We start from the raw sequence: 24,883 nt of genomic DNA, 5'->3' as shown, positions 1-24,883 counted from the left end.
TTTTGGGGATAGTCAGACAAGATAGGTGAGTCGAATGATCAGGCAAAGAACACTAAAGAACGTTATTAGAGGTACCGGAGTCGGGTTGCACACCGGAGAGAAGGTCTATCTGACCCTCCGTCCGGCTGCTCCTAACGCGGGTATTGTATTCCGGCGCGTGGACTTGCCTGAACCCGTCATCATCGAGGCAAGGCCGGAAAATGTCGGCGAAACCACCCTATCGACAACCCTCGTCAAGGGGGACGTGAAGATTTCCACCGTCGAGCATCTCCTATCGGCGTTCGCCGGGCTCGGAATCGACAATGCCTATGTCGATGTGAGCGCGCCGGAGGTACCCATTATGGACGGCAGCGCCGGCCCATTCGTGTTTCTCATTCAGTCGGCGGGCGTGGAGGAGCAAAACGCACCGAAGCGTTTTATTCGGATAAAGCGCAAACTTAGGGTTGAAGACGGTGATAAGTGGGCTAGTTTTGAGCCTTATGACGGCTTTAAAGTTACCTTTACGATCGATTTCGAACATCCGGCTTTTCGCAAGGATGTGCAAACGGCCAGCATCGATTTTTCATCGACATCTTTTGTTAAGGAAGTGAGTCGAGCGAGGACCTTTGGCTTTATGCGCGATATCGAAGCCTTGCGCAAACGCAGGCTGGCCCTGGGAGGCAGCATGGATAATGCGATAGTGGTGGATAACTACCGCGTCTTGAACGAAGATGGGTTGCGTTACGCCGACGAGTTCGTAAAACACAAGATTCTGGATGCGATCGGGGACCTTTATCTCCTCGGACACAGTCTGATCGGTTCGTTTACCGGCCATAAATCCGGCCATGGTTTGAACAATCGACTGCTGATGGAGCTGCTCAAGCAAAGGGATGCCTGGGAATCGGTGACTTACATGGAAGACGACGTTCTGCCGATTTATTTCATGAGGGCGGCGCAGGCCGCTGGCTGATTCCTTTTCTCTCTGGACTGGTCAGGTCCAGGCGAACGATCGGTGTTAAATCCTTATCGAAATGCGGCAGGGAAGCCGATTCTTATCCAGCCGCCGGGTTGGACTTCTCTCGCGTGCCCGTAATTTGGGCATCAGTCCAGGGGCAAACGATCTCTGTCGGCTGAATTTTCGACGCTGTTTTTTATTGATTTTCTTTTCCGGGGTCGGCGTTCCTCAGTGCCTGCACTGTTGCGCTCAGCCGCAGCAGCGCTTCCTTAAGTTCCCCGGAAGATGTCGACAATGCGCTATTTTTCAGTACCTCGGCGGCGAAGCCGGATGGCAAGGCGAGAACTGGTTTGTCGAGAGGTCTTGCTGCGGCAGGCAGTGCGTTACGAATCAGTAAATCGTTGAACCGGTATCCGGTCGATTGCTGAACCTTGGATAAGAGGTGCAAGGCATAAAAGCGTATTTGTGAGGCCCAAGCCGGCGAGTCCACGTAAAGAATCAGGCGGTCCGGCTTGACCACGCAGTCTACACAATGGTCCGCAAGAAAGCCTGGCAGTGCTCTTTTTGCCACATCGAGTACGCGGCGGTGTTTTTCTACCTGGATCAGGAGCCCTTGGATCGCGGCGCCTTGAAATAGACCGGCAACGGATTCTGGTTGGCGCATCTTCGAAATCAGCCCTCCATGGTAGTCGCGGTTAGCCGAATCGAACCCAGCAAACCTGTTCGAATTTGCCTCAATTTCTCGCCAACGTCTGATATGGCCCTCGACTCATTATAAATACCATGGTTTTGCGGTATCATCGTTGGATTATTTTTCGTTTGGACTCGGAATTAAACCGCAATGCTAGGCAAGCTAGTAAAGAAAATCGTTGGCAGTCGCAACGAGCGAATCATCAATAGAAAAAGAAAACTCGTCAAGAAGATCAACGCGCTGGAACCTCAGTTCCAGAATCTATCCGATGAGGCGTTACGAGGGAAAACCCAAGAATTCAGAGACCGCCTGAACGAGGGTGAGATGCTCGATGCGTTACTCCCAGAGGCTTTCGCCGCCGTCAGGGAAGCATCTCGCCGCGTTCTGAACATGCGCCACTTCGATGTTCAGTTGATAGGCGGGATGGTGCTCCATGACGGGAAGATCTCGGAAATGAAAACCGGCGAGGGCAAGACGCTGGTCGCCACCCTGGCCGCTTATCTGAATGCACTGCCCGGTAAAGGCGTACATGTCGTCACCGTCAATGACTATTTGGCGCGCCGAGACTCCGAATGGATGGGCAAGCTCTATAACTTCCTCGGACTCTCCGTGGGCGTCATAGTCAGCAGTCTGAACGCGGAGCAGCGCCGGGAATCCTACGCGGCCGACATTACCTACGGTACCAATAACGAGTTCGGCTTCGATTACCTCCGGGACAATATGGCATTTTCCCGCGACCAGAGGGTGCAGAGGGAAAAATATTTTGCGATCGTCGACGAAGTCGACTCCATCTTGATCGACGAAGCCAGGACGCCTCTCATTATTTCGGGGCCGACCGAGGACCGCAGCGACCTTTACCATAAGATCAACGCCTTTATTCCTCATCTCAAGCGTCAGGAAAAAGAAGGCGCTCGCGGCGATTACAGCGTCGACGAAAAATCCCGGCAAGTCTACCTCACGGAGGAGGGGCACGAGCGCATCGAGCAGTTGCTGGTTCAGCAGGGATTGATCAATGCAGACGAAAGCCTGTACGACGCCGTCAACATCAGGCTCATGCATTTCATCAATGCCGGATTGCGGGCTCACGCGCTGTTCCAGCGGGATGTCGACTATATCGTTAGGGAAAACCAGGTGATCATCGTGGACGAGTTCACTGGCCGCGCGATGCCGGGACGTCGTTGGTCCGAAGGGCTGCATCAGGCGATCGAGGCTAAGGAGAACGTTCCGGTTCAAAACGAAAACCAGACGCTGGCATCCATCACGTTTCAGAACTATTTCCGCCTGTACGAAAAACTGGCCGGCATGACCGGTACGGCCGATACCGAGGCCCCGGAGTTTCATCAGATTTACGGCCTCGAAGTTGTCGTCATTCCGCCCAATAGGCCCATGGTCCGCCAAGATCTCGGTGATCTCGTCTACCTCACCGTTCGTGAGAAATACGGCGCCATCATCGAGGATATCCGCGAGTGCGTGAAACGCGGCCAACCGGTGCTGGTGGGGACTACATCCATCGAAAACTCGGAACTCTTGGCGACTTTCCTCCGTAAGGAAGGCATTCCGCATCAGGTGCTGAACGCCAAGCATCACGAGCAGGAAGCTCATATCATTGCGCAAGCCGGTCAGCCCGGTGCGGTCACTATTGCGACCAACATGGCGGGCCGCGGCACCGACATCGTTCTCGGCGGCAGCCTGGAAGAGGATTTGGCGGCTATCGATCCCAGCGATCAGGGGTCCGTCGCTCGCTTGAAAGAGGAGTGGAAAGTCCGTCACGCTCAGGTTGTGGAAGCAGGCGGCTTGCACGTCATCGGATCGGAGCGGCATGAATCTCGGCGCATTGATAACCAGTTGCGGGGACGGTCCGGACGGCAGGGTGACCCCGGCTCATCACGGTTTTATTTGTCCTTGGAAGATCCCTTGATGCGGATTTTCGCTTCCGATCGGGTGGCCGTGCTCATGCAAAAGCTGGGAATGAAGGAAGGCGAGGCGATCGAACACCCATGGGTGACACGGGCGATCGAGAGCGCTCAACGCAAGGTTGAAGCGCGCAACTTCGACATCCGCAAGCAGTTGCTGGATTACGACAACGTCGCCAACGATCAGCGCAAGGTGGTTTATCACATGCGTGACGAACTGATGGAGGCGGACGATATTTCCGAGGCGATCACGAACATGCGTCGGGACGTTGTCGGCCAGATATTCACCCAGTTCATTCCGCCGCACACCCTGGAAGAGCAGTGGGACGTCAAGGGTCTGGAAGACACGCTATTGCGGGAACTCGGATCGAAGCTGCCGGCGCAACAATGGCTGGATGAAGATTCGCGGCTGGATGAGGACCGCCTGCTCCAGAAAATCATCGATCAGCTGGATGCGGTTTATCAGGCAAAGAGTGCCGTTATAGGCGAATCGGTCATGCGTCATTTCGAGAAAACGGTGATGCTGCAAGTTCTCGATAACGCCTGGAAAGAGCATTTGGCGGCCATGGACCATCTGCGCCAGGGCATCCATCTACGCGGTTATGCGCAGAAGGATCCGAAGCAGGAATACAAGCGCGAAGCGTTCGAGATGTTCACCTCCATGCTGGACGGGATTAAACACGAGGTGATCGGCATCGTATCCAAGGTTCAGGTGCACAGCGAAGAAGAAGTCAATGTCATGGAGGAACAGCGCCGCGCCGTACCTCAAGAAATGCATTTCGAACATGCCGAGGCACACGCACTGACTGCGGAACCTGAAGAGGCGGAGGTCGAGGAAAAGCCGGTTAAACCACGGCCCGCACAGCCTTATATCCGGGACGTCGCCAAAGTGGGCCGTAACGAGCCTTGCCCTTGCGGTTCCGGGAAGAAATTTAAGCACTGCCACGGCAAATTGGATTGAAATCGCCGCGTATGAGCGTCTTGAGCGAAGAGTTGACCCTGGCAACCGTAAAAGGCGTCCGGCTCGGTGCGGCCTGTGCCGGCATCAAGCGGAACGATCGTGACGATATCGTGGTGATCGAAGCAGCCAAAGGGTCTACCTGTGCGGCCGTTTTTACCCGAAATGCCTTTTGCGCCGCGCCGGTGATCGTGGCGAGAGATCATCTCGGACACCATCCACGCTGGCTCTTGGTCAATTCCGGGAATGCCAATGCCGGAACCGGCCAGCGAGGGCTGGACGATGCTCGTCGGACCTGCCGGACGCTCGGCCGGCTGACCGGCGCGGCGGCCGAGCAGGTGCTTCCTTTCTCGACCGGTGTAATCGGCGAATATCTTCCGGTGGAAAAGATCGAATCGGCTTTGCCCAAAGCCCTGAGCGCCTTGGACGAGGCGGGATGGACGCGCGCGGCAAGGGCCATCATGACGACCGATACGCGGCCTAAAGGTGCAAGCCGGACTGTCAATCTGGCTGGAGTATCGGTGACCGTCACTGGCATCGCCAAAGGCGCCGGCATGATTCACCCCGATATGGCCACCATGCTGGCCTTCATTGCCACCGACGCGAAGGTTGAACCGGCTAGTTTGCAGGCTTGCTTGAGCGACGCCGCCGACGGTTCTTTTAATTTGATCACGGTGGACGGCGATACCTCGACTAATGACGCCTGCGTTCTGTTCGCAACGGGCGGAGCCGGTAATCCCGAACTTAGCCGGCAAAGCGTGGATTTCCCTCTCCTGGCCCGAGCGGTTCGGGAGGTTTGTGAAGACTTGGCTGAAGCCATCGTGCGGGACGGCGAAGGCGCCACCAAGGTGATGCGGATAGAGGTCCAAGAGGCCAGGGATGAAACCGAAGCGCGGAATGTGGCCAAGTCTATCGCCCATTCGCCTCTGGTCAAAACCGCTTTTTTCGCCAGCGATCCGAACTGGGGCCGGATTTTGGCTGCGATCGGTCGTTCAGGCTGCGCCGATCTCGATATATCGGGCGTTTCTATATGGTTGGGGAACGTGCTGATCGTGGAAAATGGAGGACGCGCCATGAGTTACACCGAGGAGGCCGGGAGAGCCGTGATGTCTGAGAATGACATCCTGATTCGCGTTGTGCTGGGGAGGGGGAGCGCGCATCAGCGTGTCCTGACGTGTGATCTCTCTTACGATTACGTCCGCATCAACGCGGAATATCGAACCTAGTCGAGGCTGAACGTATCCCGGTGAGCGGTTGCTCCGAGTTGCATGTAGCCGCCGGTGTCATCCGGAACGGACTCGGCCAAATTCTCATTGCGCGGCGCCTCGCCCACGTCCATCAAGGGGATCTTTGGGAGTTTCCGGGAGGCAAGCTGGAAGCCGGCGAAACCGCAAAGGAAGCTTTATCCAGAGAAATCCGCGAGGAGCTTAACCTCGAAGTGATAGAGGCATCGCCCTTGATTCGGATTCGTCACGCTTATCCGGAGCGTTGCGTACTGCTGGATGTGTGGCGGGTGGACCGGTTCGAGGGGACGCCAATCGGCATGCAGGGACAGCCGATTCGTTGGGTTTCGCCAGACGAATTGCCCGGCTTCGCATTTCCGGCCGCGAATCGCCCCATCGTAACGGCTGCCAGACTTCCCGATCAGTATGCGATTCTGGACGATGAATCGGGCGATGAGGCGCTTTTGCGCGAGCGTTTGCACCATCTGGTGTCGCGCAGAGCCGGTTTGATCCAATTACGGGCGCGCCGATTGGGTGTGCACCAATACGAGGCGTTGGCGCATTATGCTGTGGAGTACTGCCGGGAACGGGGCGCGATCCTACTTCTGAATGCGGATCCGTGCTGGGTGGTCGGGACGTCCGCCGCGGGGCTTCATCTTACGGCACAAAGACTGATGAGCTTGAGTGAACGGCCATTGGAGAAAGCCCGGTGGGTTGCCGCATCTTGTCACAATCTCGGTGAACTGAAGCACGCGGAGCGAATCGGCGTCGATCTGGCCGTTCTTGCCCCTGTGCTGTCCACGCCCACCCACCCCCATGCCGTGCCGCTAGGATGGATAACTTTTGCCGAGTTGGTGGATCAGGTAAATATTCCGGTCTTCGCTTTGGGGGGGGTGTCTCCAGCGGATGTGGACGTTGCAAAGTCCCATGGGGCTCAGGGCGTGGCGGGAATTCGCGGATTTCTTCCGTAAACGGCACTGAAATGGGTCGTATGCACATTAATGGTGCGTTTTTGTTTTGCGAACAAGTTGTTGCACTATTGTAATTCCGGGAGATAACAGCGTTTTTCTATTGGTACAATTTTTGTTTAATTACCCGCTTGAGATTTTTACAACCCTAATATTCGGGAGATAAAGAATGACGCCACAAGATGTACTTCAGCTGATGAAGGAAAAGGAGGTCAAATACGTTGATTTGCGGTTTGCCGACACTCGGGGCAAGGAACAGCATGTTTCCATTCCGGCGCACAGTGTGGACGAGGACATGTTCGAAGACGGCAAGATGTTCGACGGTTCGTCTATTGCGGGCTGGAAGAGCATCAACGAGTCGGACATGATCCTGATGCCTGATCCGACGACGGCGGTTATCGATCCGTTTTTCGACGATCCAACCCTGATTTTGCGCTGCGATATCGTCGAGCCCTCTACCATGCAGGGTTATGAGCGCGATCCTCGCTCCATCGCCAAACGTGCTGAAGCTTACATGAGATCCACGGGCATCGCGGATACCGCGCTGTTCGGGCCAGAAAACGAATTCTTCGTATTCGACGATGTGCGCTGGGGCGTTTCCATGCAGGGTTCGTTCTATAAAGTCGATTCCGAAGAAGCCAGTTGGAACACCGAAAAAGTTTACGAAGACGGCAACATCGGCCATCGTCCCGGCATCAAAGGCGGCTATTTTCCGGTGCCGCCCGTTGACTCCATGCAGGACTTGCGCGCGGCCATGTGCAATACGCTCGAAGAAATGGGGCTGATCGTCGAGGTTCATCACCACGAGGTGGCGACCGCCGGACAGTGCGAAATCGGCGTCAAGTTCGGTACGTTGGTCCGGAAGGCGGATGAGGTGCTTACCCTCAAATACGTGGTACACAATGTCGCTCACGCTTACGGCAAGACCGCGACCTTCATGCCGAAGCCGCTGGTCGGCGACAACGGCAACGGCATGCATGTTCATCAATCACTGTCCAAGGGTGGCGTGAACTTGTTTACCGGTGATTTGTATGGCGGCCTTTCTGAGTTGGCGCTGTTTTACATCGGCGGCATTATCAAGCATGCGAGAGCTTTGAATGCCTTCTGCAACCCGTCCACCAACAGCTACAAACGCTTGGTGCCGGGGTTCGAGGCGCCGGTCATGTTGGCTTATTCCGCCCGCAACCGATCGGCATCGATCCGCGTTCCGTATGTCACTAATCCGAAAGCGCGCCGCATTGAGGTTCGTTTCCCTGATTCCACCGCCAATCCATATTTTGCTTTCGCAGCCATGCTGATGGCCGGTCTCGACGGTATCCAAAACAAGATTCACCCGGGCGACGCCATGGACAAGGATCTTTACGATTTGCCGCCGGAAGAGGAGAAGAGCATTCCGCAGGTTTGTCATGCGTTTGATATGGCGCTGGATGCATTGAGTGCGGATCGCGAATTCCTGACTCGCGGCGGCGTCTTCACCAATGATGCGATCGATGCGTACATCGACCTCAAGATGCAGGAAGTCACCCGTCTGCGCATGAGCACGCATCCGGTTGAATACGATATGTATTACAGCCTCTAAACGGCTATTCGGCCCGAATCTGAAAACGCCCCTTTATGGGGCGTTTTTTTTGTTCGGGTATTTTCCGAATCCGAGACGCTATAGAGAGCTCGCGTAAAGAGTAGTCTGGCGATTCATTCGGCTGAACAAGGCTGTCTATCCCAGTGACAAGTCCGAAAGGGCGAATGTGAAGCTCAAAAGTGACTGGCTCGGGCAGTAGCGCCTTTGTCGAGTGTTGGATTATCTATATTGGTAAATTCCGAAATAACTTCAAATGGAACAGATGTTTCAGCAAATCGGTCTAATATGCACCAATATGGTGCGCATTGCCTGAGGTTCTGTGGCGGCGAGTGTCCGCTGCTGAGTTCTATAGGTCTTGAGGCACCTACAACCAAGCGCAGCTTGCATGGGTAATTGGCCTCCATCTTGCTTTTCAAATCGTAATGAATAACCCAGATCCCATTCCACTATATCAACGCATCCTCGATCATTTAACGGACGCCGTGTTGGTTTTCGATCCCGCGTACCGCCTGATTTATATCAATGTGGCCGGGGAAATGCTGTTCGCAGTGAGTGCACGACAGGTTCTGGGTTCGGGGGCCAAAGAGCTTTTCTTTCTATACGATCAGAACATCGAGAAAGATTTGAAACGAACCTTGCAACAGGGTGAATCGTTGACCAAGCGAAATTTGTCGTTGGGTCTTCCGTCTCAAGCTATTACGGTCAATTTCACGATCACGCCGATGCTGGAGCAGGATAAACCGGTCGCCGCATTGGTGCAGATTGAACAGGTGGATCGGCATTTGCGCATCTCCATGGAAGAGCAGCTTCTGGCGCAGCAGAACGCCGCTCGCATGCTTTTGCGGGGATTGGCCCACGAAATAAAGAACCCTTTGGGCGGTCTGCGCGGTGCGGCGCAGTTGCTCGACAGGGAGTTGGTCGAAGAAGAGATGCGGGAGTATACGAAAATCATCATGGAGGAATCCGACCGCCTGCAATCGCTGGTCGACCGGATGCTTGAGCCCAACAAACCGCCGCGGAAAAGCCGGCTCAATATCCACCGGGTACTGGAGAGAGTGCGTCAGTTGGTGCAGGTGGAGGCTCCTCCAAGCGTCGTCATCGAAAGAGACTACGACCCGAGTTTGCCGTTGGTGAATGGCGATAGCGATCAGCTGATTCAAGCGATCTTGAACATCGTGCGCAACGCGGCGCAGGCGGTAGGGAAGAAAGGGCACATCCTGATTCGCACGCGCATCCATCGCCAGGTGACCATTGGTCATAGGCGCAACCCGATGGCCGTCAAGATCGACATCATCGATGATGGTCCGGGTATCAAGCCGGAGTTGCTCGGTCAGATTTTTTACCCGATGGTAACCGGGCGCGCTGACGGTACCGGTTTAGGCCTGTCGATCGCACAGTCCTTGATCAATCAGCATGGTGGATTGGTCGAGTGCTCGAGTTCCCCGGGCAACACGGTTTTTTCTATTTTCCTGCCTTTGGAGAAGGACCATGAGTAGTTCAGCCCAAGTATGGGTGGTTGATGATGATCGCTCGATCCGCTGGGTCTTGGAAAAGGCCTTGCAAAAGGCATCGATACACGCGCGCTGTTTTTCGAACGCCGGCGGATTGCTCGATGCTCTCGATCAGGGCAAGCCCGATGCCATATTGACCGATATTCGGATGCCGGGCATGGACGGGCTGGAGCTTTTGCGGCAGCTGCAGATCAAGCATCCGCAACTTCCCATCATCATCATGACGGCGCACTCGGATCTGGAGAGCGCGGTCTCGGCATTCCACGGCGGCGCGTTCGAATATCTGCCGAAGCCGTTCGATGTGGACGATGCCGTTGATCTGGTGCAGCGTGCATGCGCACAAAGTCAGCGCGCGCGGCAAGAGCAAGGTCCGCCCGAGGTGGCCGAGGAAACGCCCGAAATCATCGGGGAGGCGCCGGCCATGCAAGAGGTTTTTCGCGCCATCGCGCGACTCGCCCGCTCCCACATCACCGTTCTGATCAACGGCGAATCGGGGACCGGGAAAGAGTTGGTTGCGCGGGCGCTGCACCGCCATAGTCCACGGGCCGACAACCCTTTTATCGCCCTCAATATGGCGGCGATCCCCCGCGATCTGCTGGAATCCGAATTGTTCGGCCACGAACGCGGTGCGTTTACCGGCGCGCAGGCTCGCCGCGCCGGGCGTTTCGAACAAGCCGACGGAGGCACGTTGTTCTTGGACGAGATCGGCGATATGCCTGCGGATTTGCAGACCCGTTTGTTGCGCGTGTTGGCCGACGGCGAGTTTTTTCCCGTTGGTGCGCACGCACCGGTCAAGGTGGACGTCCGCATTATTGCCGCCACTCATCAAAATCTGGATACGCTTGTCGCCGAAGGCCGTTTCCGGGAGGACTTGTTCCACAGATTGAACGTCATCCGCATTCACCTCCCGCCCTTGCGGGAGCGTCGCCAGGATATTCCTTTATTGCTGAACCATTTCCTCAAGGAGGCCAGTCAAGAGCTGAAGGTGGAAACAAAAGTCTTGTTGCCGGATGTGGAGGACTATCTTTGTCGGCTCGATTGGCCGGGCAACGTGCGTCAGTTGGAGAATACCTGTCGCTGGATCACGGTTATGGCGGCGGGCAAGGAGGTTCATCTGGACGATCTGCCGCCGGAATTACTGAGTGTTAAGGCGAGTACCTCTACTGTCGTCGACAGTTGGGAAGATTGTTTCCGGCAATGGGTCGATAAGCGCTTGAGGCGTGGGGATAGAAATGTCGCAAAGGAAGCTATAGATTCAGCCGAAGGGATTTTGATCGCCACGGCGTTACAATTCACCCGCGGGCGTCGCCAGGAAGCAGCAAAGTTATTAGGTTACGGCCGCAATACATTGACACGAAAGATCAGCGAGCTGAGTCTGGACGTGTAAGAAATCGAGTACCGGCAAGCTTATCGTCAACAGCTCCGGCTTTGATGCGATAATCGCCCCTTTCCGGCTTTGTCGTCTGCGGACAGCCGCAGAGGAACGACGAGCTTTTCGTGCCCAATCTGAAATTGCCAAATAAGCGGACCGACTATGCCAAACCGAAGTCTTGTGAATAGTAAGCGAAAACCGTGGTTGACCGAGCTGCCTGCCTTGGGGTTGAAGGCCAAGGATTTGGCCGTGGACATCCGCCGTCATTTCAGCTACACGCTCGGCCGCGACAAGTACTGCGCATCCGCGCACTATGCCTACACGGCGGTCGCTTTGACGGTCCGCGACCGCTTGATGGAGCGGTGGAAGAATACGCATTACGCCTATGAGGAAGCGGACTGCAAGCGTGCTTACTATTTATCCATGGAATTCTTGATGGGGCGGACCTTGAGTAACGCCACGCTCAATCTCGGGATCGACGATCCTCTGCACGAAACTTTACATGACCTGGGGCTGGATCTAGAGGAGATCGTCGAGAGCGAACAAGATGCCGGATTGGGTAACGGCGGGCTGGGTCGGCTGGCTGCTTGTTTCGTAGATAGCTGTGCGACGCTGCAGTTGCCGGTGATGGGCTACGGCATCCGTTACGAATATGGCATGTTTCGGCAAAACATCGAGGATGGCCATCAGGTCGAGGAGCCCGATCATTGGCTGCGGAACGGCCACGTCTGGGAGCTGGAGCGTCCGGAACTGACGGTGCGGATACGTTTCGGCGGGCGGACGGATACTTATGGCGGCGACGAATCCCACCCGAGGAGGCGCTGGGTGGATACCCACGATGTGCTCGCAGTCCCGTACGACATCCCGATTCCCGGTTACAAGAACGGTACGGTTAACACGCTGCGCCTGTGGAAAGCGGCTGCCACGGATGAATTCGATCTACAAGACTTCAATGCCGGAGATTACACCGAAGCGGTCCGTTCCAAGAACATGGCGGAAAACATCACCATGGTGTTGTATCCCAATGATGCAAGCGAGAACGGAAAGGAGTTGAGGCTACGCCAGCAATACTTTTTGGCTTCGGCCAGTCTTCAGGACGTCATCCGCAAATGGGTGCTGGTGCATGGCGAGGACTTCAGTCGGTTTGCGGAAAAGAATTGTTTTCAGCTCAACGACACCCATCCGAGTATTGCCGTAGCCGAGCTGATGCGCCTTTTGATGGACGAGCATGGGTTGCATTGGGATGAGGCTTGGGCCATCACCTCGCGTACCATGGCTTATACCAATCACACACTGCTTCCGGAAGCCTTGGAGAAATGGCCGGTGCGCCTGTTCCGGCAATTGTTGCCGCGGTTGCTGGAAATCATTTTCGACATCAACGCACGATTCTTGGGTGAGGTCGCCAACCGCTGGCCGGGCGATCTGGACCGATTGGCGCGGATGTCCCTGATCGAGGAAGGCTGGGAGCAACAGGTTCGCATGGCTTACCTGGCCATCGTCGGGAGCTTTTCGGTCAACGGGGTGGCGGAGCTTCACTCCAATCTGCTCATGCAAGGGCTGTTTCGCGATTTTTACGAACTGTGGCCGAATAAGTTCAACAACAAGACCAACGGTATTACGCCTCGCCGCTGGCTGGCCGGGTGTAATCCCAAGCTTGCCTCGTTGATCACGGAAACGATAGGCGAGGGTTGGTTGACCGATCTGTCCCAACTCGGCAAGCTGGCCGCATATGCCGATGATTCTGCGTTTCGCCAACGCTGGAGGGAAATCAAGCGCCATAACAAGGAGCGTCTCTTACGCTATAAGAAAGCGGAGCTGGGCGTGGATATCGAACTGGATGCGCTGTTCGACGTTCAGGTTAAACGGATACACGAATACAAGCGCCAGTTGCTCAACGTACTTCATGTCATTCACCTCTATGACCGCATTAAGCGCGGCGATACGGCCAATTGGACGCCGAGGTGCGTCCTATTCGGCGGCAAGGCGGCACCGGGCTATGCCATGGCGAAGCGAATCATCAAATTGATCAGTAATGTGTCCAACGTGATCGATCGCGATGCTGCGGCCGGCGAGCTGCTCAAGGTGGCCTTCCTGCCCAATTACCGGGTGACTGCGATGGAATACATTTGTCCCGGCACCGATCTTTCCGAACAGATTTCGACCGCGGGTAAGGAAGCGTCCGGTACCGGCAACATGAAGTTCATGCTGAATGGGGCGCTGACTATCGGTACTCTCGATGGCGCCAATATCGAGATTCGTCAGGAAGTGGGGGCCGAGAATTTCTTCCTGTTCGGCCTCACCGCCGAGGAGGTGGAGGCGAAGCGAGGCCAATACGATCCCGAGCCCGTCATAAACGGCAATGACGACCTGCGCCGGGTGATGCATCTCTTGGAAAGCGGGCACTTCAACCAATTCGAACCGGGAATTTTCGATCCCATCATCCATGCCATAAAAAGCCCGCACGATCCTTGGATGACGGCTGCCGACTTTCAAAGTTACGTAGAAGCCCAGAGGCGCGCGGCCGCTGCTTACCTCGATCAAGAGCAGTGGGCAAGAATGAGCATCCTAAACTGCGCTGCTGGCGGCAAGTTTTCCACCGACCGCACGATTTCGGAGTACAACCGCGACATTTGGAAACTGGAGCCGATCCGCCCTCGGTGTGAATAAGTCCTAACGTGTTCCACATCGTCCTTTACGAGCCGGAAATACCGCCGAACACAGGGAATATCATCCGTCTCTGCGCCAACACGGGCGCTTGGCTGCATCTCATCCATCCCTTGGGCTTCCGGCTTGATGACGCCAGGTTGCGGCGCGCCGGCCTCGATTATCGGGAATGGGCAGATGTGCGGGAATACGGGGGACTGGATGAATTCTTGGAACGGGTTCGGCCGGAGCGGCTGTTCGCGCTCAGCACCAAAGGGCGGTGCTGCTACGCGGATGCCGACTTCCGCCCGAATGACGCCTTGCTGTTCGGTCCGGAGTCCAGGGGATTGCCGGAAACCTTGCTGGCTTCCTTGCCGAAGCCGCGCCTTCTTTACGTGCCTATGAAACCGGAAAGCCGCAGCCTGAATCTGTCCAATACCGTAGCGTTGGTGCTTTACGAAGCATGGCGGCAGAACGGCTTTTCGGGAGCGATTGAACGGGTTTGACCGAAGCAGGCTCAACCGGCCAAGGCTTCCGGCTTCTGTTCTCTCAGGAGTAGATTGTTGACGGCCTCTAAAGGCGCGAGCCCTTCGTAAAGGATTTTGTAGGTCTGTTCGGTAATCGGCATCTCGATCCCGAGACTTTGCGCCAGCTGGTAAATAACCTTCGTAGTAAGAATCCCTTCGATTTCTTGGCCGATTTCGGCCGCGACTTGCTCTCGCGGGAGCCCTTTGCCGAGCCCGAGGCCGAAGCGCCGGTTTCGAGATTGATTGTCGGTGCAGGTCAAAATGAGATCGCCGACACCGGCAAGTCCCATGAAGGTTTCCGGTTTGCCACCCAATGCCAAACCCAAGCGCATCATCTCTGCGAGTCCGCGGGTTATCAGCGCCGCACGGGAGTTGGCGCCGAAGCCCAGGCCGTCGGCGACCCCGGCGGCGATAGCCAGTACGTTCTTGGTCGCCCCGCCCAACTGAACGCCGATGATGTCTTCGGTGGTGTATGCGCGGAATCGGTTGTTATGAAGCAGCCCCGCCAGCATTTTGGCGAATTCGATCTCCCGTGACGCTACCGTAATGGCGGTCGGGAGATTGGCGGCCAAGTCGCGGGCGAAGCTTGGGCCGGACAGCACGGCGGCGGGAATGTCGGGTCCCAGAACGTCCTCCGTGACTTGGTGCAAAAGCTTTCCGCTTTGCAGTTCCAGACCTTTCGTGGCCCATGCGATCTTGGATTCCGGGGTGAGATGCGGTGCCAGGTCCATCAGGAGGTTTCTAAATGCATGGCTGGGCACCGCAACTACGAGAATTTCCGCGGTCTTAACGGCTTCTTCCAGATTCGCGACGACCCGGAGGTTGTCGGGAAAGCGCGCACCGGGTAAATAGCGCTCGTTGCACCGGGCGGCGTTGAGTTTGGCCAAATGTTCGGGGCGATGCCCCCAAAGCACAGTGGGATGGCCGTTGCGGGCTATCAAAAGGGCTAGGGCTGTGCCCCATGAGCCCGCGCCGAGAACTGATACAGCTGTCATGTGGGCGATTGCGGACTATCCCGTTAATGGCTTGTGGGGGCGGAGCCCTGCTGCTGTTGCATCTGCTGCATGTACAAGGCGTCGAAATTGATGGGGGCAAGGAGCATGGGCGGGAAACCGCCCTTGGTCACGAGATCGGAAACGGCCTCGCGCGCATACGGAAAGAGAACGTTCGGACAGTAGCTACCGATCAGAGGGCCGAGTTCTTGGTCGTCGAAGCCCGCCATCGCGAAAATCCCCGCTTGGCAGACTTCCACCAAATAAGCGGTTTTTTCGCCGAGTTTAACGGTTACCGTCGTGGTGAGACTGACCTCGTACAGATTTTCCTGAAGCTTTTGCGCATTGCTCGACAGGTTGAATTCGACCTTCGGTTCCCATTTGAGCGTGAATACCTCCGGCGAATTCGGCGTCTCGAAAGAGACGTCCTTAACGTAAATCTTTTGCAGGACGAACTGTCTTTCTGGCTGAGTGGTTTCTTCGGCCATGGATAATCCTTATTTATTTCGTAAGCTTGGAAAAATCGGGAGAGGGCGAATTACTTGTTATTCCGCTTCTTAACGACGGGGTATTTTTGGTCTTCCCATGCGAGCATGCCGCCTTTCATTTCAAACACTCGGGTGAAGCCTAAACCGGTCAGTTTCTTGCAGGCCTGGGGAGATCGCGTGCCGGACTGGCAGGTTACGATAACGGGATTTTGTTTGTATGCCTCCAATTCCTGTGCTCGTTCCTCGAGTTTGCCCAAGGGAATGAATTTCGCATTTTCGATATGGCCGTTGGCATGTTCGTGCGGTTCGCGGACATCGATAATGATGGTGTTTTCATCATTCATCAGGTTTACGGCTTCCGTCGGCGAGATTACTTTGTGTTTACGGAAGGCGCTGTCGATAAAATCCTGAATCAGCAAAATCGTAACAATGAGCAAACCGCTGGCCATGATCCAGTGATTGCCCAGGAATTCCAGCAGGCGGTCGGGTGTGACAGTCATAGAGAAAATTCGGCTCCAACTAATGATGACAAAATACTTCTTTCATCAGCTTGATCAGCTGCAGTGTGCGCTCGTCGTCAACGTAATAGTACACGCGGTTAGCGTCTTTCTTACAGGCGAGAATACCTTTATCGCGCAGAATGCCCAGATGCTGAGAGATATTGCTCTGAGTCGTGCCGACCTGCTCGACGATGTCCTGAACGCTGACTTTATTGTTCCCCAAAGTGCATAAAATCTTGAGTCGCAGCGGATGGGACATGGCTTTCAGGCAATAGGCAGCCTGCGCGATATCGGCATCTTCCGTAATCAGTATCTCGTTTGGTTTGGTCATCGGAGGCTTCGCATTGTAAGAGTTTGTGCGCTCTTTAGCCGCGATTGCTCGAGCAACACGGGGTTGCAAAAAAAAGTTAAAATACTACTCCGTTTTTCCCTTTGCCTAAGCCCATGGCGCCTCATTCTCAAATTCATATTTATCCGGCGATATTGAGTTCGAGGTCTTTTCCTTTCCGCGAAAGCGGCCGCTTGGCCATTGGGACATACTGATTTTTTCTGCGGGAAGCAACAAAGCCTTTATTGCCAGGCAAACGCGCAAAAACCGAGAGGGAGATTATACTTTGAAGTTGAATCGTCCTAAACCTGTTGTCCTCATCATTCTGGACGGTTTTGGTTACAGCGAAACCAAAGACCATAACGCTATCGCTCTTGCAAGAACCCCGACATGGACGAAGCTGTGGAATACTTGCGCGCATACGTTGCTCGATTGCTCCGGTGAAGTCGTCGGCTTGCCCGACGATCAAATGGGCAATTCCGAGGTGGGACATTTGCATTTAGGGGCGGGTCGACTTATCAATCAGGATTTTACGTTGATCAGTAAAGCGGCTAGGGACCGTTCGTTTTACACCAATCCCGTTCTGCGCGAAGCCGTGGACAAGGCCCTTCGGAACGATAAGGCACTCCATATTTTAGGACTGCTGTCGCCCGGCGGCGTTCACAGCCACGAAATTCACATTCATGCAATGGCGGAGCTCGCGGTTAGGAAGGGGCTGAGAAAGGTCTATGTGCATGCCTTTCTGGATGGGCGAGATACCCCACCCAAGAGCGCAGGCGACCCGATACGCAGAATGGATTCGAAGTTCGAAGAACTGGGGGCAGGGCGGATTGCATCCATTATTGGCCGTTTTTACGCGATGGATCGCGATAATCGCTGGGACCGTATCCAGCAGGCATACGACCTTATCGTGCAAGGAAAAGCCGATTACCGCACGGAAACGGCGATCGAGGGCTTGACGCTGGCTTACGAGCGGGGTGAGTCCGACGAGTTCGTCAAAGCGACTTCAATCGTTCCGGACGGTGAAGCGCCGATTACTCTCAAGGACGGCGATGTCGTGATATTCATGAATTTTCGGGCCGATCGCGCCCGAGAGCTGACGCGCGCACTCAACGAGGCCGATTTCGTGGGGTTTCGACGCGAGGTCGTTCCGAAGCTGGGTGGGTTTGTTACATTGACGGAATATCACCAAGACTTTACGTTTCCCGTCGCTTATCCGCCGCAAGACGTGACCAACAGCCTGGGCGAAGTCTTGTCGAAGCATGGTCTAAAGCAGTTGCGGTTGGCCGAGACTGAAAAGTACGCTCACGTTACGTTTTTCTTTAATGGCGGAGTAGAAACGCCCTTTCCCGGAGAAACGCGCATCTTGGTGCCGTCGCCCAAGGTCAAGACCTACGATCAGAAGCCGGAAATGAGTGCTCCTGAAGTGACGGAAGAATTGGTCAAGGCGATCGAGTCCGGCGAGTACGACGTCATCATCTGTAACTACGCCAACGGGGATATGGTTGGTCATACTGGTAACCTGGACGCATCGATTCGGGCGGTAGAGGCTTTGGATGAGGCATTGGGTCGAGTCGTCGAGGCTCTCGACAAGGTCGGGGGCGAAATGCTGATTACGGCAGATCATGGCAATGTCGAGCAAATGATCGATCCTTCGACCGGCGAAGTTCAGACCGCGCACTCGGTTAATCCCGTGCCGCTCGTGTATAAAGGCAAAGCCGGTAGGTTAAGCGACGGAGGCGGTCTGCCCGATGTCGCGCCGACATTGCTCGCGATTATCGGGCTTGAAAAGCCGGCGGATATGACGGGGCGATCGTTGCTGATTTGAGGTTTGCCGTTTTGTCCTGTCACCGAGTCGCGCGAGTTTTCTGTCTGGCTCTAGCATTCAAAATGCCTTTCGCGGCGGCGGTCTCGGAACCAAAGGATCGTTTGGATGAACTAACTACGGTTCGGGAGCGTATTAAGACGGTCCAGAAGTCCAGGGACGCTCTAGAGTCGCGCAGACGAGCTCTGATCGGGCAATTGAGCGGTATCGAGCGGGACTACGGACGTCTGGCAAAACGGCTTAAAGAGCTCGAGATTCAAGCGCAAGCCCAATTGCGGCATTTGAACGATTTGGAACGCCAAAGCAGTGAGTTGCGGGCGGCAGTGAAAGCGCAATATAAAACATTGACAGGACAAGCTCGTGCGGCCTATGCCGCCGGCCGGCAAGATTGGCTGAAGCTGGTGTTGGATCAGGAAGACCCACGCCAGCTCAGTCGCGTGCTGGCTTATTACAATTATCTGAGTCAAGCTCGATTCTCGCTGCTGAGGGAGATGCAAAAGGATTTAACAACCGTTTCGCAATTGCAGCAGCAAGCGTCGGCCGAAGCGGCGAAGCTTCAATCCACTCGTGAGCAGGTAGCAAAAGATCGCCTCGAGTTGGATAAGTTCCGACAATCCCGACGCGAGGTTTTGGCCGACTTGGAACATAGCCTTCAGGATAAGGACACCCAGCTGAGGCGGCTCCAGGAGGATGAAGAGCGCCTGCAAGATCTGGTTGCCGCCATTCGGCCTTTGTCGGACGACTCGGCGCGAGATCGGTCAGTCAGCAAAGGACCCTTTTCCGCCCTTTATGGTCAGTTAACATATCCGACGAAGGGTTCACTGCTTGAGTCGTTCGGCAGTCCGCGAGCGAGTGGCCGTTGGGATGGTGTCGTTATACGAGCACCGGAGGGCGCGCCGGTGCATGCCGTTGCGGCGGGGAGGGTGGCATACTCCGATTGGTTGCGGGGCTATGGCTTGTTGACCATTATCGATCACGGCGAGGGATATATGAGTCTCTACGCTTTCAATCAGAGTTTGTATAAGAATGTCGGGGACTCGGTGAACGGCGGTGATATCATCGCTACAGTCGGTGCCAGCGGCGGTCGTGCGGAGTCCGGACTTTATTTTGGCATTCGCGAAAAAGGAAGACCGGTGAATCCTATGTTATGGTGCAGTCACAAAGACTGACTTTTTACGGATTGATTTATGAGGCCTTATCCAGGGCGTTTTTGGTTGTAGGAAAATCTATGTTGCGACAAAGAAATTTTCTGGTTCTTATCTTTGGCGTTCTGCTCGGCATTTTGATCAGTACGGGCAGTAGCGTCCTCGCCGAGCGGGAGGCCAGTGGCGATACAAATGCAATCCCCTTCGAAGGATTGAAAACCTTTTCGGAGGTTTATGGACGCATACGCCAGGATTACGTAGAGCCGGTAACGGACCAGAAATTGTTGGAAGACGCCATTCGCGGAATGCTCGCTGGTCTCGATCCGCATTCAGCGTATTTGGATCAGGAGCAGTATAACGAGCTGAAGGTCGGTACTACCGGACAGTTCGGCGGCTTGGGTATCGAGGTCGGAATGGAAAACGGTTTCGTGAAGGTCATCGCGCCTATCGACGATACCCCCGCGCAGAAGGCTGGCATAAAAGCCGGCGACCTCATTATCCGGTTGGACGACAAGCCGGTAAAAGGCATGAGCCTGAACGACGCGGTTAAAATGATGCGTGGCGAGCCGGGTAGCGAGATCGTGTTGACCATAGTTCGCGAGGGTGTCGAGCAGCCGCTGAAGGTTAAAATCGTACGCGACGTCATCAAGGTCAAAAGCGTAAAGAGCCGGCTTCTTGAGGAAGGATACGGCTATGTTCGCATTACGAGCTTTCAGTCCAAGACTGGAGACAATGTCATCGAAGCCATCAGCGAGCTCAAAAAGAAAGGCGACTTGAAGGGCGTTGTGCTGGATCTTCGCAATAACCCCGGCGGAGTTCTCAATGCGGCGGTGGCGGTTAGCGATGCCTTCTTGGAGAGTGGCCTGATCGTTTATACCGATGGTCGTGTCGAAGACGCCAAGATGAGGTTCAGTGCGACTCCGAATGACGTTCTGAACGGTGCTCCAATCGTAGTGCTGATAAACTCCGGCTCCGCTTCGGCCTCGGAGATTGTGGCCGGTGCTTTGCAGGATCATGGACGCGCCATCATCATGGGCGAAAAGACCTTCGGCAAAGGTTCGGTGCAGACAATCTTACCGACCAGCAATGGCGGCGCGGTCAAACTGACCACGGCGCGCTATTACACGCCTTCCGGACGCTCCATTCAAGCGGAGGGCATCGCGCCGGACGTACCGATCTCGAAGGTGAAGTTGGAAATGGCCGCCCAATCGGAGTTTTCTCCGATCAAGGAAGCCGATTTGGTAAACCATCTCGAGAATGGAGCCGAGAAACCGCTCAAGAAGGACGAAACCAAAGCAGGGGATAAGAGTGAAGAGGCCTTGGCCCTGCAGGATTATCCGCTGAACGAAGCCCTTAATCTTCTAAAGGGTATCAATATCATGAGATACGGCCATAAAAAGAACTAGGCCGTGTCGGAGAATTGAAGCACACCCCCGGCTTGACCGGGGGTATTGTTTGTCGAGCGTATTTGAGTTGCCCGAGCTTCCCAGCTATTTACGCCGCCGATAAAGTGGTTCTTTAACGTCTACGGCGGCTTGATATTTCACCGTGAACTCCTGCAATGCGGGCAGCAGTTCTTGCGCATTCGCGGAGCCGTTCGGTTCGAAGGCGTTTACGCCTACCCGACTCAGAAAAAACATCTGATCCCTGAGAAAATCGCCGCGGGCGCGAAGCTCGCCGTTAAAACCGTAACGTTCCCGCAAAAGCCGAGCCAGAGAAAAGCTTCGGCCGTCTGTGAACTGGCGAAATTCCAAGACGATTATCGAGAAGTACTTAAGATCATCTGCAATTTCTTCGAGACTGTCGTCGCTGTTTAGGCGCAGCCCCAAGGGGACGCTGCAAGCGAGCAGGCGATCCCTTTCGTTCTTCCAGCGGAGCAGCGAAACCGTTACAGCCTGTTCCGGCAAGGCTTCGTCGTCGCTCAAGTGCCGCCAGTCGTTTGCGACGATATGGCCGTCTTTAATTATCTCCATAAACTCGCCCCTGGAATGGTCGCATACCGATACGTCTAACCGTTTCAAGAAATGCCTCGTCTTCCAGTCGATGCTCTCGGTAAGTTTGGAAGATGGCTTCTATCGCATGGCAAACCTGGTCCTTGGCTACGGAGGGACCTAGGCGTTCACCGAGGGAAGCATCCTTTCCGGATGAGCCGCCCAGGGTAATCTGGTACCACTCTTCCCCTTTTTTATCGACGCCCAGAATGCCGATATGACCGACGGTATGATGTCCGCAACCGTTCATGCAACCCGAGACATTGATCCGGATATCGCCTAGATCGTAGAGATAGTCCAAATTGTCGAAGATCTGCTGAATGCCGTTAGCGATAGGAATCGATGTCGCATTTGCCAATGAGCAAAAGTCGAGGCCGGGGCAGCAGATGATATCCGTCGCCGTGCCGATATTGGGTGTCGCCAGTTCAAGAGATTTAAGGCGCTGCCATAAGTCGTGCAAATCCGCCTGTTTAACGTCGGCCAGAACGAGATTCTGGGTGTGGGTGACTCGAATTTCGCCAAAACTGTAATGGTCGGCTAAATCGGCAATTACATCCATTTGGCTTGCGCTGAGATCTCCTGGAGGTTTTCCCGGTGTTTTCAGGGACACGAAGACAACCCGATAACCCGGCATTTTATGAGGGAAGGTATTATGGCGGAACCAAGCGGCAAACTGGCTGTCGTGGGCCGTTTTTTCCGCTAACAAGGGATTGTCGGCTAGCGTCTCGTAGGGCGCGGGTTGGAAGAACGTCTTGATCCGCTCGATTTCTTCGAGATCCAGGAGCAGGTCGTCCTTTATTGCAGCCCACTCGGCTTCGACCATTTCGGTAAACTTTTCCTTTCCCAGCTCTTTCACCAGGATCTTGATTCGCGCCTTGAATTTGTTGTCGCGACGTCCGAAGCGGTTGTAAACGCGGAGAATCGCTTCCAGATAAGACAGCAGGTGCTTTTTCTCGAGAAACGGGCGGATTGTCACGCCGATGATCGGTGTGCGCCCGAGGCCGCCGCCTACCAGAACTTCGAAACCTATCTCGTCCCGATCGTTCTTGACGAGCTGCAAACCGATGTCGTGTAGCTGGGTTGCGGCTCTATCCTTTGCCGCACCATTGACGGCAATCTTGAACTTGCGCGGCAGAAAGCTGAATTCCGGATGGAGGGTGGACCACTGCCGGATAATTTCGCAATAAGGGCGTGGGTCCTCGAGTTCGTCTCCGCCGACTCCCGCAAGATGATCGCTGGTGACGTTGCGGATGCAGTTGCCGCTCGTTTGGATCGCATGCATCTGTACCGTAGCGAGTTCGCTCAGAACATCCGGCACGTCCTCGAGTTTCGGCCAATTGAACTGAATGTTCTGTCGCGTCGTGAAGTGGCCGTAACCCTTGTCATAGGTTCGCGCGATATGAGCCAACATCCGCAGTTGGCGCGACGAGAGCAGGCCATAAGGAATGGCAATGCGCAGCATCGGCGCGTGTTTTTGGATGTATAAACCATTCATCAAGCGAAGAGGCCGGTACTGATCTTCGCTGAGTTCTCCCTTCAAGAACCGCTCTGTTTGACCCCTGAATTGAGCGGCGCGCTCATTCACTAAGGTCTGGTCGTAATTGTCGTACTGGTACATATATGGAAGAAATCCGTCTGCCTAGGCGAGAGAAAAGCCTGAGTAATTCAGTAGGGAAAAACTATAACATGGAGCCGTTAATAGGAAAAAATAATAAAACTGGATATATCTATGAATTTACTTCATATCGACTCTGCCTGTAAACGCCGTTCTTCCGTCACAAGTGCACCTGAACCGAAGTGCGGAAAAAGTGCTTGGTTATTCATTCGCTAGCCCTTCTATATATATAATGCAGGGCTGTTTTGACTGGGGGGTCGTGCTGCTTGACGGCAGTGGCACAGACGTTTTTCAAAAACACCGAAGAGGGCTTAGCTTTGTTACGCGCATTCGTTTTACTTTCGCTGCTATTTCTTGTGCCCGGTTTGGCATCGGCCGAAGGATCGGAGGTCTTGGGGCTGACCGGTACCCAACGGGGCCTTTATTGCGTCTTGGTCTTCATCATCGCGTACGGGTTCGTGATGACCGAAGAGTTTACCCATTTGCGAAAATCCAAGCCGGTCATTCTTGCCGCCGGCATCATTTGGGCGCATGTGGCTTATCTGGCCGCCAGCAACAGCGTTCCATCGGAGAAGGTGCACAAGGCCTTCGAGCACGATCTCCGCGAGTATGCCGAGCTGTTTCTGTTCTTGTTGGTCGCTATGACCTACATCAATGCCATGGCCGACCGAAATGTATTCGAGGCCCTGCGTTCCTGGCTGGTGAGCCGTAAATTCGGTTATCGCAAGCTTTTCTGGATCACCGGGGTGATCACTTTCTTCCTGTCCTCGGTAGCTGACAACCTGACTTCCGCGCTGTTGGTGGGTGCTGTGGTGATGGCTGTCGGTGCAAATAGCCCACGCTTCGTAGCTTTGGGTTTTGTCAATTTGGTGAGCGCGGCTAATGCGGGTGGCGCGTTCAGCCCCTTCGGCGATATCACCACGCTAATGGTCTGGCAGGCCGGCAAGGCGGAGTTCTTCGACTTCTTCGAGCTGTTCATTCCGTCGGTGGTAAACTTCGCTGTGCCCGCCGCCTTCATGCACTTCGCCATACCGGACGAAGCACCCAATTTCCCCGATGAGGAGCAGGTCAAGATGAAGGACGGCGCCCTAATCGTTTGCGGCTTGTTCGCTCTCACCATCGTGACCGCCGTTAGCTTCAAGCAATTTCTGCATCTTCCGCCGTTCCTGGGCATGATGGTGGGACTTTCCTTTCTGATGTTCTACGGTTACCGCTTGAAGCTGTTGTACAGCGCCGAGAATGGGAGGTTCGATGTATTCGCCAATGTTCGCGATGCGGAATGGGATACCCTGCTGTTTTTCTTCGGCGTGGTATTCGCTGTGGGCGGTTTGGGCTACATCGGTTATTTGGAACTGGTTTCCGAGGCGATGTACGATGGACTTGGGGCGACGACGGCAAATATTCTGATCGGCGTGCTTTCGGCCATCGTCGACAACATTCCGGTCATGTTCGCGGTGCTGAGTATGAATCCCGATATGGACCTTTATCAGTGGATGCTCGTGACCTTGACCGCCGGCGTGGGCGGAACCATGCTGTCCATCGGTTCGGCGGCGGGTGTGGCCCTCATGGGGACGTCGCGCGGCATGTATACCTTTTTCAGCCATCTGCGCTGGACGCCGGCCATTATCGCCGGCTATGCCGCGAGCATTTTGACCCACTATTGGATCAACGGCTAACGCC

The 24,883-nt window shown here is 55.0% G+C and carries 20 protein-coding genes; 13 read left to right on the top strand and 7 right to left on the bottom strand.

Annotation, left to right across the window (positions count from 1 at the left end; genetic code table 11):
- Positions 1-34: 34 nt before the first annotated feature.
- The gene (gene lpxC, locus ACR2R1_RS11660) at positions 35-949 is read left to right on the top strand and encodes a UDP-3-O-acyl-N-acetylglucosamine deacetylase (protein ID WP_077728476.1); all 915 of its coding nucleotides are present in this window, start codon (positions 35-37) and stop codon (positions 947-949) included.
- 181 nt (positions 950-1,130) lie between these two features.
- Here the strand turns inward: lpxC and ACR2R1_RS11655 are convergent, their stop codons facing one another.
- Positions 1,131-1,598: a DciA family protein gene (locus tag ACR2R1_RS11655; RefSeq protein WP_077728475.1), complete on the bottom strand. Its 468-nt coding sequence runs from the start codon at positions 1,596-1,598 to the stop codon at positions 1,131-1,133.
- Positions 1,599-1,775: 177 nt separating this feature from the next.
- On the opposite strand from ACR2R1_RS11655, the gene secA reads away from it, so the two are divergent.
- The 8 genes from secA (at position 1,776) to ACR2R1_RS11615 (ending at position 14,298) form a co-directional block, all read left to right on the top strand.
- Positions 1,776-4,499 carry a preprotein translocase subunit SecA gene (secA, locus tag ACR2R1_RS11650; protein WP_077728474.1) on the top strand — a complete coding sequence of 908 codons (2,724 nt, stop codon included), beginning with the start codon at positions 1,776-1,778 and terminating at the stop codon, positions 4,497-4,499.
- Between the two features lie 11 nt (positions 4,500-4,510).
- Complete coding sequence (argJ, locus tag ACR2R1_RS11645; RefSeq protein ID WP_347257250.1) at positions 4,511-5,722, top strand: bifunctional glutamate N-acetyltransferase/amino-acid acetyltransferase ArgJ; 1,212 nt, start codon at positions 4,511-4,513, stop codon at positions 5,720-5,722.
- A 20-nt stretch (positions 5,723-5,742) separates the two neighbouring features.
- Positions 5,743-6,690 (top strand): Nudix family hydrolase, encoded by a 948-nt coding sequence (locus ACR2R1_RS11640; RefSeq protein WP_077728473.1) that lies wholly within the window; start codon positions 5,743-5,745, stop codon positions 6,688-6,690.
- Between the two features lie 166 nt (positions 6,691-6,856).
- On the top strand, positions 6,857-8,266 hold the full coding sequence (glnA, locus tag ACR2R1_RS11635) for a glutamate--ammonia ligase (RefSeq protein WP_077728472.1): 1,410 nt from the start codon (positions 6,857-6,859) through the stop codon (positions 8,264-8,266).
- 422 nt (positions 8,267-8,688) lie between these two features.
- Entirely contained in the window at positions 8,689-9,762 is a 1,074-nt protein-coding gene (glnL, locus tag ACR2R1_RS11630; protein WP_133717633.1) for a nitrogen regulation protein NR(II), read from the top strand.
- Complete coding sequence (ntrC, locus tag ACR2R1_RS11625) at positions 9,755-11,164, top strand: nitrogen regulation protein NR(I) (RefSeq protein ID WP_434110195.1); 1,410 nt, start codon at positions 9,755-9,757, stop codon at positions 11,162-11,164. Before glnL ends, ntrC begins: the two co-directional genes overlap by 8 nt.
- Positions 11,165-11,311: 147 nt before the next feature.
- Complete coding sequence (locus ACR2R1_RS11620; RefSeq protein ID WP_434110193.1) at positions 11,312-13,816, top strand: glycogen/starch/alpha-glucan phosphorylase; 2,505 nt, start codon at positions 11,312-11,314, stop codon at positions 13,814-13,816.
- An 8-nt stretch (positions 13,817-13,824) separates the two neighbouring features.
- Positions 13,825-14,298 (top strand): tRNA (cytidine(34)-2'-O)-methyltransferase, encoded by a 474-nt coding sequence (locus ACR2R1_RS11615; protein ID WP_077728468.1) that lies wholly within the window; start codon positions 13,825-13,827, stop codon positions 14,296-14,298.
- A gap of 11 nt (positions 14,299-14,309) precedes the next feature.
- On the opposite strand, the gene ACR2R1_RS11610 is transcribed toward ACR2R1_RS11615, so the two are convergent.
- Genes ACR2R1_RS11610 through ACR2R1_RS11595 form a run of 4 tightly spaced genes read right to left on the bottom strand, consistent with a single transcriptional unit; the run spans position 14,310 to position 16,630 of the window.
- Positions 14,310-15,314, bottom strand: a complete 1,005-nt coding sequence (locus ACR2R1_RS11610; RefSeq protein ID WP_156880256.1) for an NAD(P)H-dependent glycerol-3-phosphate dehydrogenase — start codon at positions 15,312-15,314, stop codon at positions 14,310-14,312.
- A 23-nt stretch (positions 15,315-15,337) separates the two neighbouring features.
- The gene (gene secB, locus ACR2R1_RS11605; RefSeq protein WP_077728466.1) at positions 15,338-15,799 is read right to left on the bottom strand and encodes a protein-export chaperone SecB; all 462 of its coding nucleotides are present in this window, start codon (positions 15,797-15,799) and stop codon (positions 15,338-15,340) included.
- 50 nt (positions 15,800-15,849) lie between these two features.
- On the bottom strand, positions 15,850-16,299 hold the full coding sequence (locus ACR2R1_RS11600) for a rhodanese-like domain-containing protein (protein ID WP_077728465.1): 450 nt from the start codon (positions 16,297-16,299) through the stop codon (positions 15,850-15,852).
- Positions 16,300-16,318: 19 nt separating this feature from the next.
- Positions 16,319-16,630, bottom strand: coding sequence for an ArsR/SmtB family transcription factor (locus tag ACR2R1_RS11595; protein ID WP_077728464.1), 312 nt, complete (start codon positions 16,628-16,630; stop codon positions 16,319-16,321).
- Positions 16,631-16,913: 283 nt separating this feature from the next.
- On the opposite strand from ACR2R1_RS11595, the gene gpmI reads away from it, so the two are divergent.
- From gpmI to ACR2R1_RS11580, 3 genes are all read left to right on the top strand, one after another.
- Positions 16,914-18,455: a 2,3-bisphosphoglycerate-independent phosphoglycerate mutase gene (gpmI, locus tag ACR2R1_RS11590; RefSeq protein ID WP_086135160.1), complete on the top strand. Its 1,542-nt coding sequence runs from the start codon at positions 16,914-16,916 to the stop codon at positions 18,453-18,455.
- Positions 18,456-18,517: 62 nt separating this feature from the next.
- Positions 18,518-19,621: a peptidoglycan DD-metalloendopeptidase family protein gene (locus tag ACR2R1_RS11585; protein WP_086135161.1), complete on the top strand. Its 1,104-nt coding sequence runs from the start codon at positions 18,518-18,520 to the stop codon at positions 19,619-19,621.
- Positions 19,622-19,680: 59 nt separating this feature from the next.
- Entirely contained in the window at positions 19,681-21,003 is a 1,323-nt protein-coding gene (locus ACR2R1_RS11580; protein WP_077728461.1) for a S41 family peptidase, read from the top strand.
- Positions 21,004-21,087: 84 nt separating this feature from the next.
- Here the strand turns inward: ACR2R1_RS11580 and ACR2R1_RS11575 are convergent, their stop codons facing one another.
- On the bottom strand, positions 21,088-21,570 hold the full coding sequence (locus ACR2R1_RS11575; RefSeq protein ID WP_077728460.1) for a DUF934 domain-containing protein: 483 nt from the start codon (positions 21,568-21,570) through the stop codon (positions 21,088-21,090).
- Positions 21,557-23,206 (bottom strand): nitrite/sulfite reductase, encoded by a 1,650-nt coding sequence (locus tag ACR2R1_RS11570; RefSeq protein ID WP_086135162.1) that lies wholly within the window; start codon positions 23,204-23,206, stop codon positions 21,557-21,559. Before ACR2R1_RS11570 ends, ACR2R1_RS11575 begins: the two co-directional genes overlap by 14 nt.
- 314 nt (positions 23,207-23,520) lie before the next feature.
- Here ACR2R1_RS11570 and nhaD point away from each other — a divergent pair, with 314 nt between their 5' ends.
- Positions 23,521-24,879, top strand: a complete 1,359-nt coding sequence (gene nhaD, locus ACR2R1_RS11565) for a sodium:proton antiporter NhaD (protein WP_086135225.1) — start codon at positions 23,521-23,523, stop codon at positions 24,877-24,879.
- Positions 24,880-24,883: the final 4 nt, after the last annotated feature.

Origin of the sequence: Methylocaldum sp. GT1TLB, from assembly GCF_051027445.1 — a bacterium.
GTDB lineage: Bacteria > Pseudomonadota > Gammaproteobacteria > Methylococcales > Methylococcaceae > Methylocaldum.
This window is presented reverse-complemented; position numbering and strand designations above follow the sequence as displayed.

Excerpts from the sequence above, each read along its gene's own strand:
- lpxC (WP_077728476.1), top strand. The coding sequence starts at position 35 with ATGATCAGGCAAAGAACACTAAAGAACGTTATTAGAGGTACCGGAGTC.
- ACR2R1_RS11655 (WP_077728475.1), bottom strand. The coding sequence starts at position 1,598 with ATGCGCCAACCAGAATCCGTTGCCGGTCTATTTCAAGGCGCCGCGATC.
- secA (WP_077728474.1), top strand. The coding sequence starts at position 1,776 with ATGCTAGGCAAGCTAGTAAAGAAAATCGTTGGCAGTCGCAACGAGCGA.
- argJ (WP_347257250.1), top strand. The coding sequence starts at position 4,511 with ATGAGCGTCTTGAGCGAAGAGTTGACCCTGGCAACCGTAAAAGGCGTC.
- glnA (WP_077728472.1), top strand. The coding sequence starts at position 6,857 with ATGACGCCACAAGATGTACTTCAGCTGATGAAGGAAAAGGAGGTCAAA.
- glnL (WP_133717633.1), top strand. The coding sequence starts at position 8,689 with ATGAATAACCCAGATCCCATTCCACTATATCAACGCATCCTCGATCAT.
- ntrC (WP_434110195.1), top strand. The coding sequence starts at position 9,755 with ATGAGTAGTTCAGCCCAAGTATGGGTGGTTGATGATGATCGCTCGATC.
- ACR2R1_RS11620 (WP_434110193.1), top strand. The coding sequence starts at position 11,312 with ATGCCAAACCGAAGTCTTGTGAATAGTAAGCGAAAACCGTGGTTGACC.
- ACR2R1_RS11610 (WP_156880256.1), bottom strand. The coding sequence starts at position 15,314 with ATGACAGCTGTATCAGTTCTCGGCGCGGGCTCATGGGGCACAGCCCTA.
- secB (WP_077728466.1), bottom strand. The coding sequence starts at position 15,799 with ATGGCCGAAGAAACCACTCAGCCAGAAAGACAGTTCGTCCTGCAAAAG.
- ACR2R1_RS11600 (WP_077728465.1), bottom strand. The coding sequence starts at position 16,299 with ATGACTGTCACACCCGACCGCCTGCTGGAATTCCTGGGCAATCACTGG.
- ACR2R1_RS11595 (WP_077728464.1), bottom strand. The coding sequence starts at position 16,630 with ATGACCAAACCAAACGAGATACTGATTACGGAAGATGCCGATATCGCG.
- ACR2R1_RS11585 (WP_086135161.1), top strand. The coding sequence starts at position 18,518 with ATGCCTTTCGCGGCGGCGGTCTCGGAACCAAAGGATCGTTTGGATGAA.
- ACR2R1_RS11580 (WP_077728461.1), top strand. The coding sequence starts at position 19,681 with ATGTTGCGACAAAGAAATTTTCTGGTTCTTATCTTTGGCGTTCTGCTC.
- ACR2R1_RS11575 (WP_077728460.1), bottom strand. The coding sequence starts at position 21,570 with ATGGAGATAATTAAAGACGGCCATATCGTCGCAAACGACTGGCGGCAC.
- ACR2R1_RS11570 (WP_086135162.1), bottom strand. The coding sequence starts at position 23,206 with ATGTACCAGTACGACAATTACGACCAGACCTTAGTGAATGAGCGCGCC.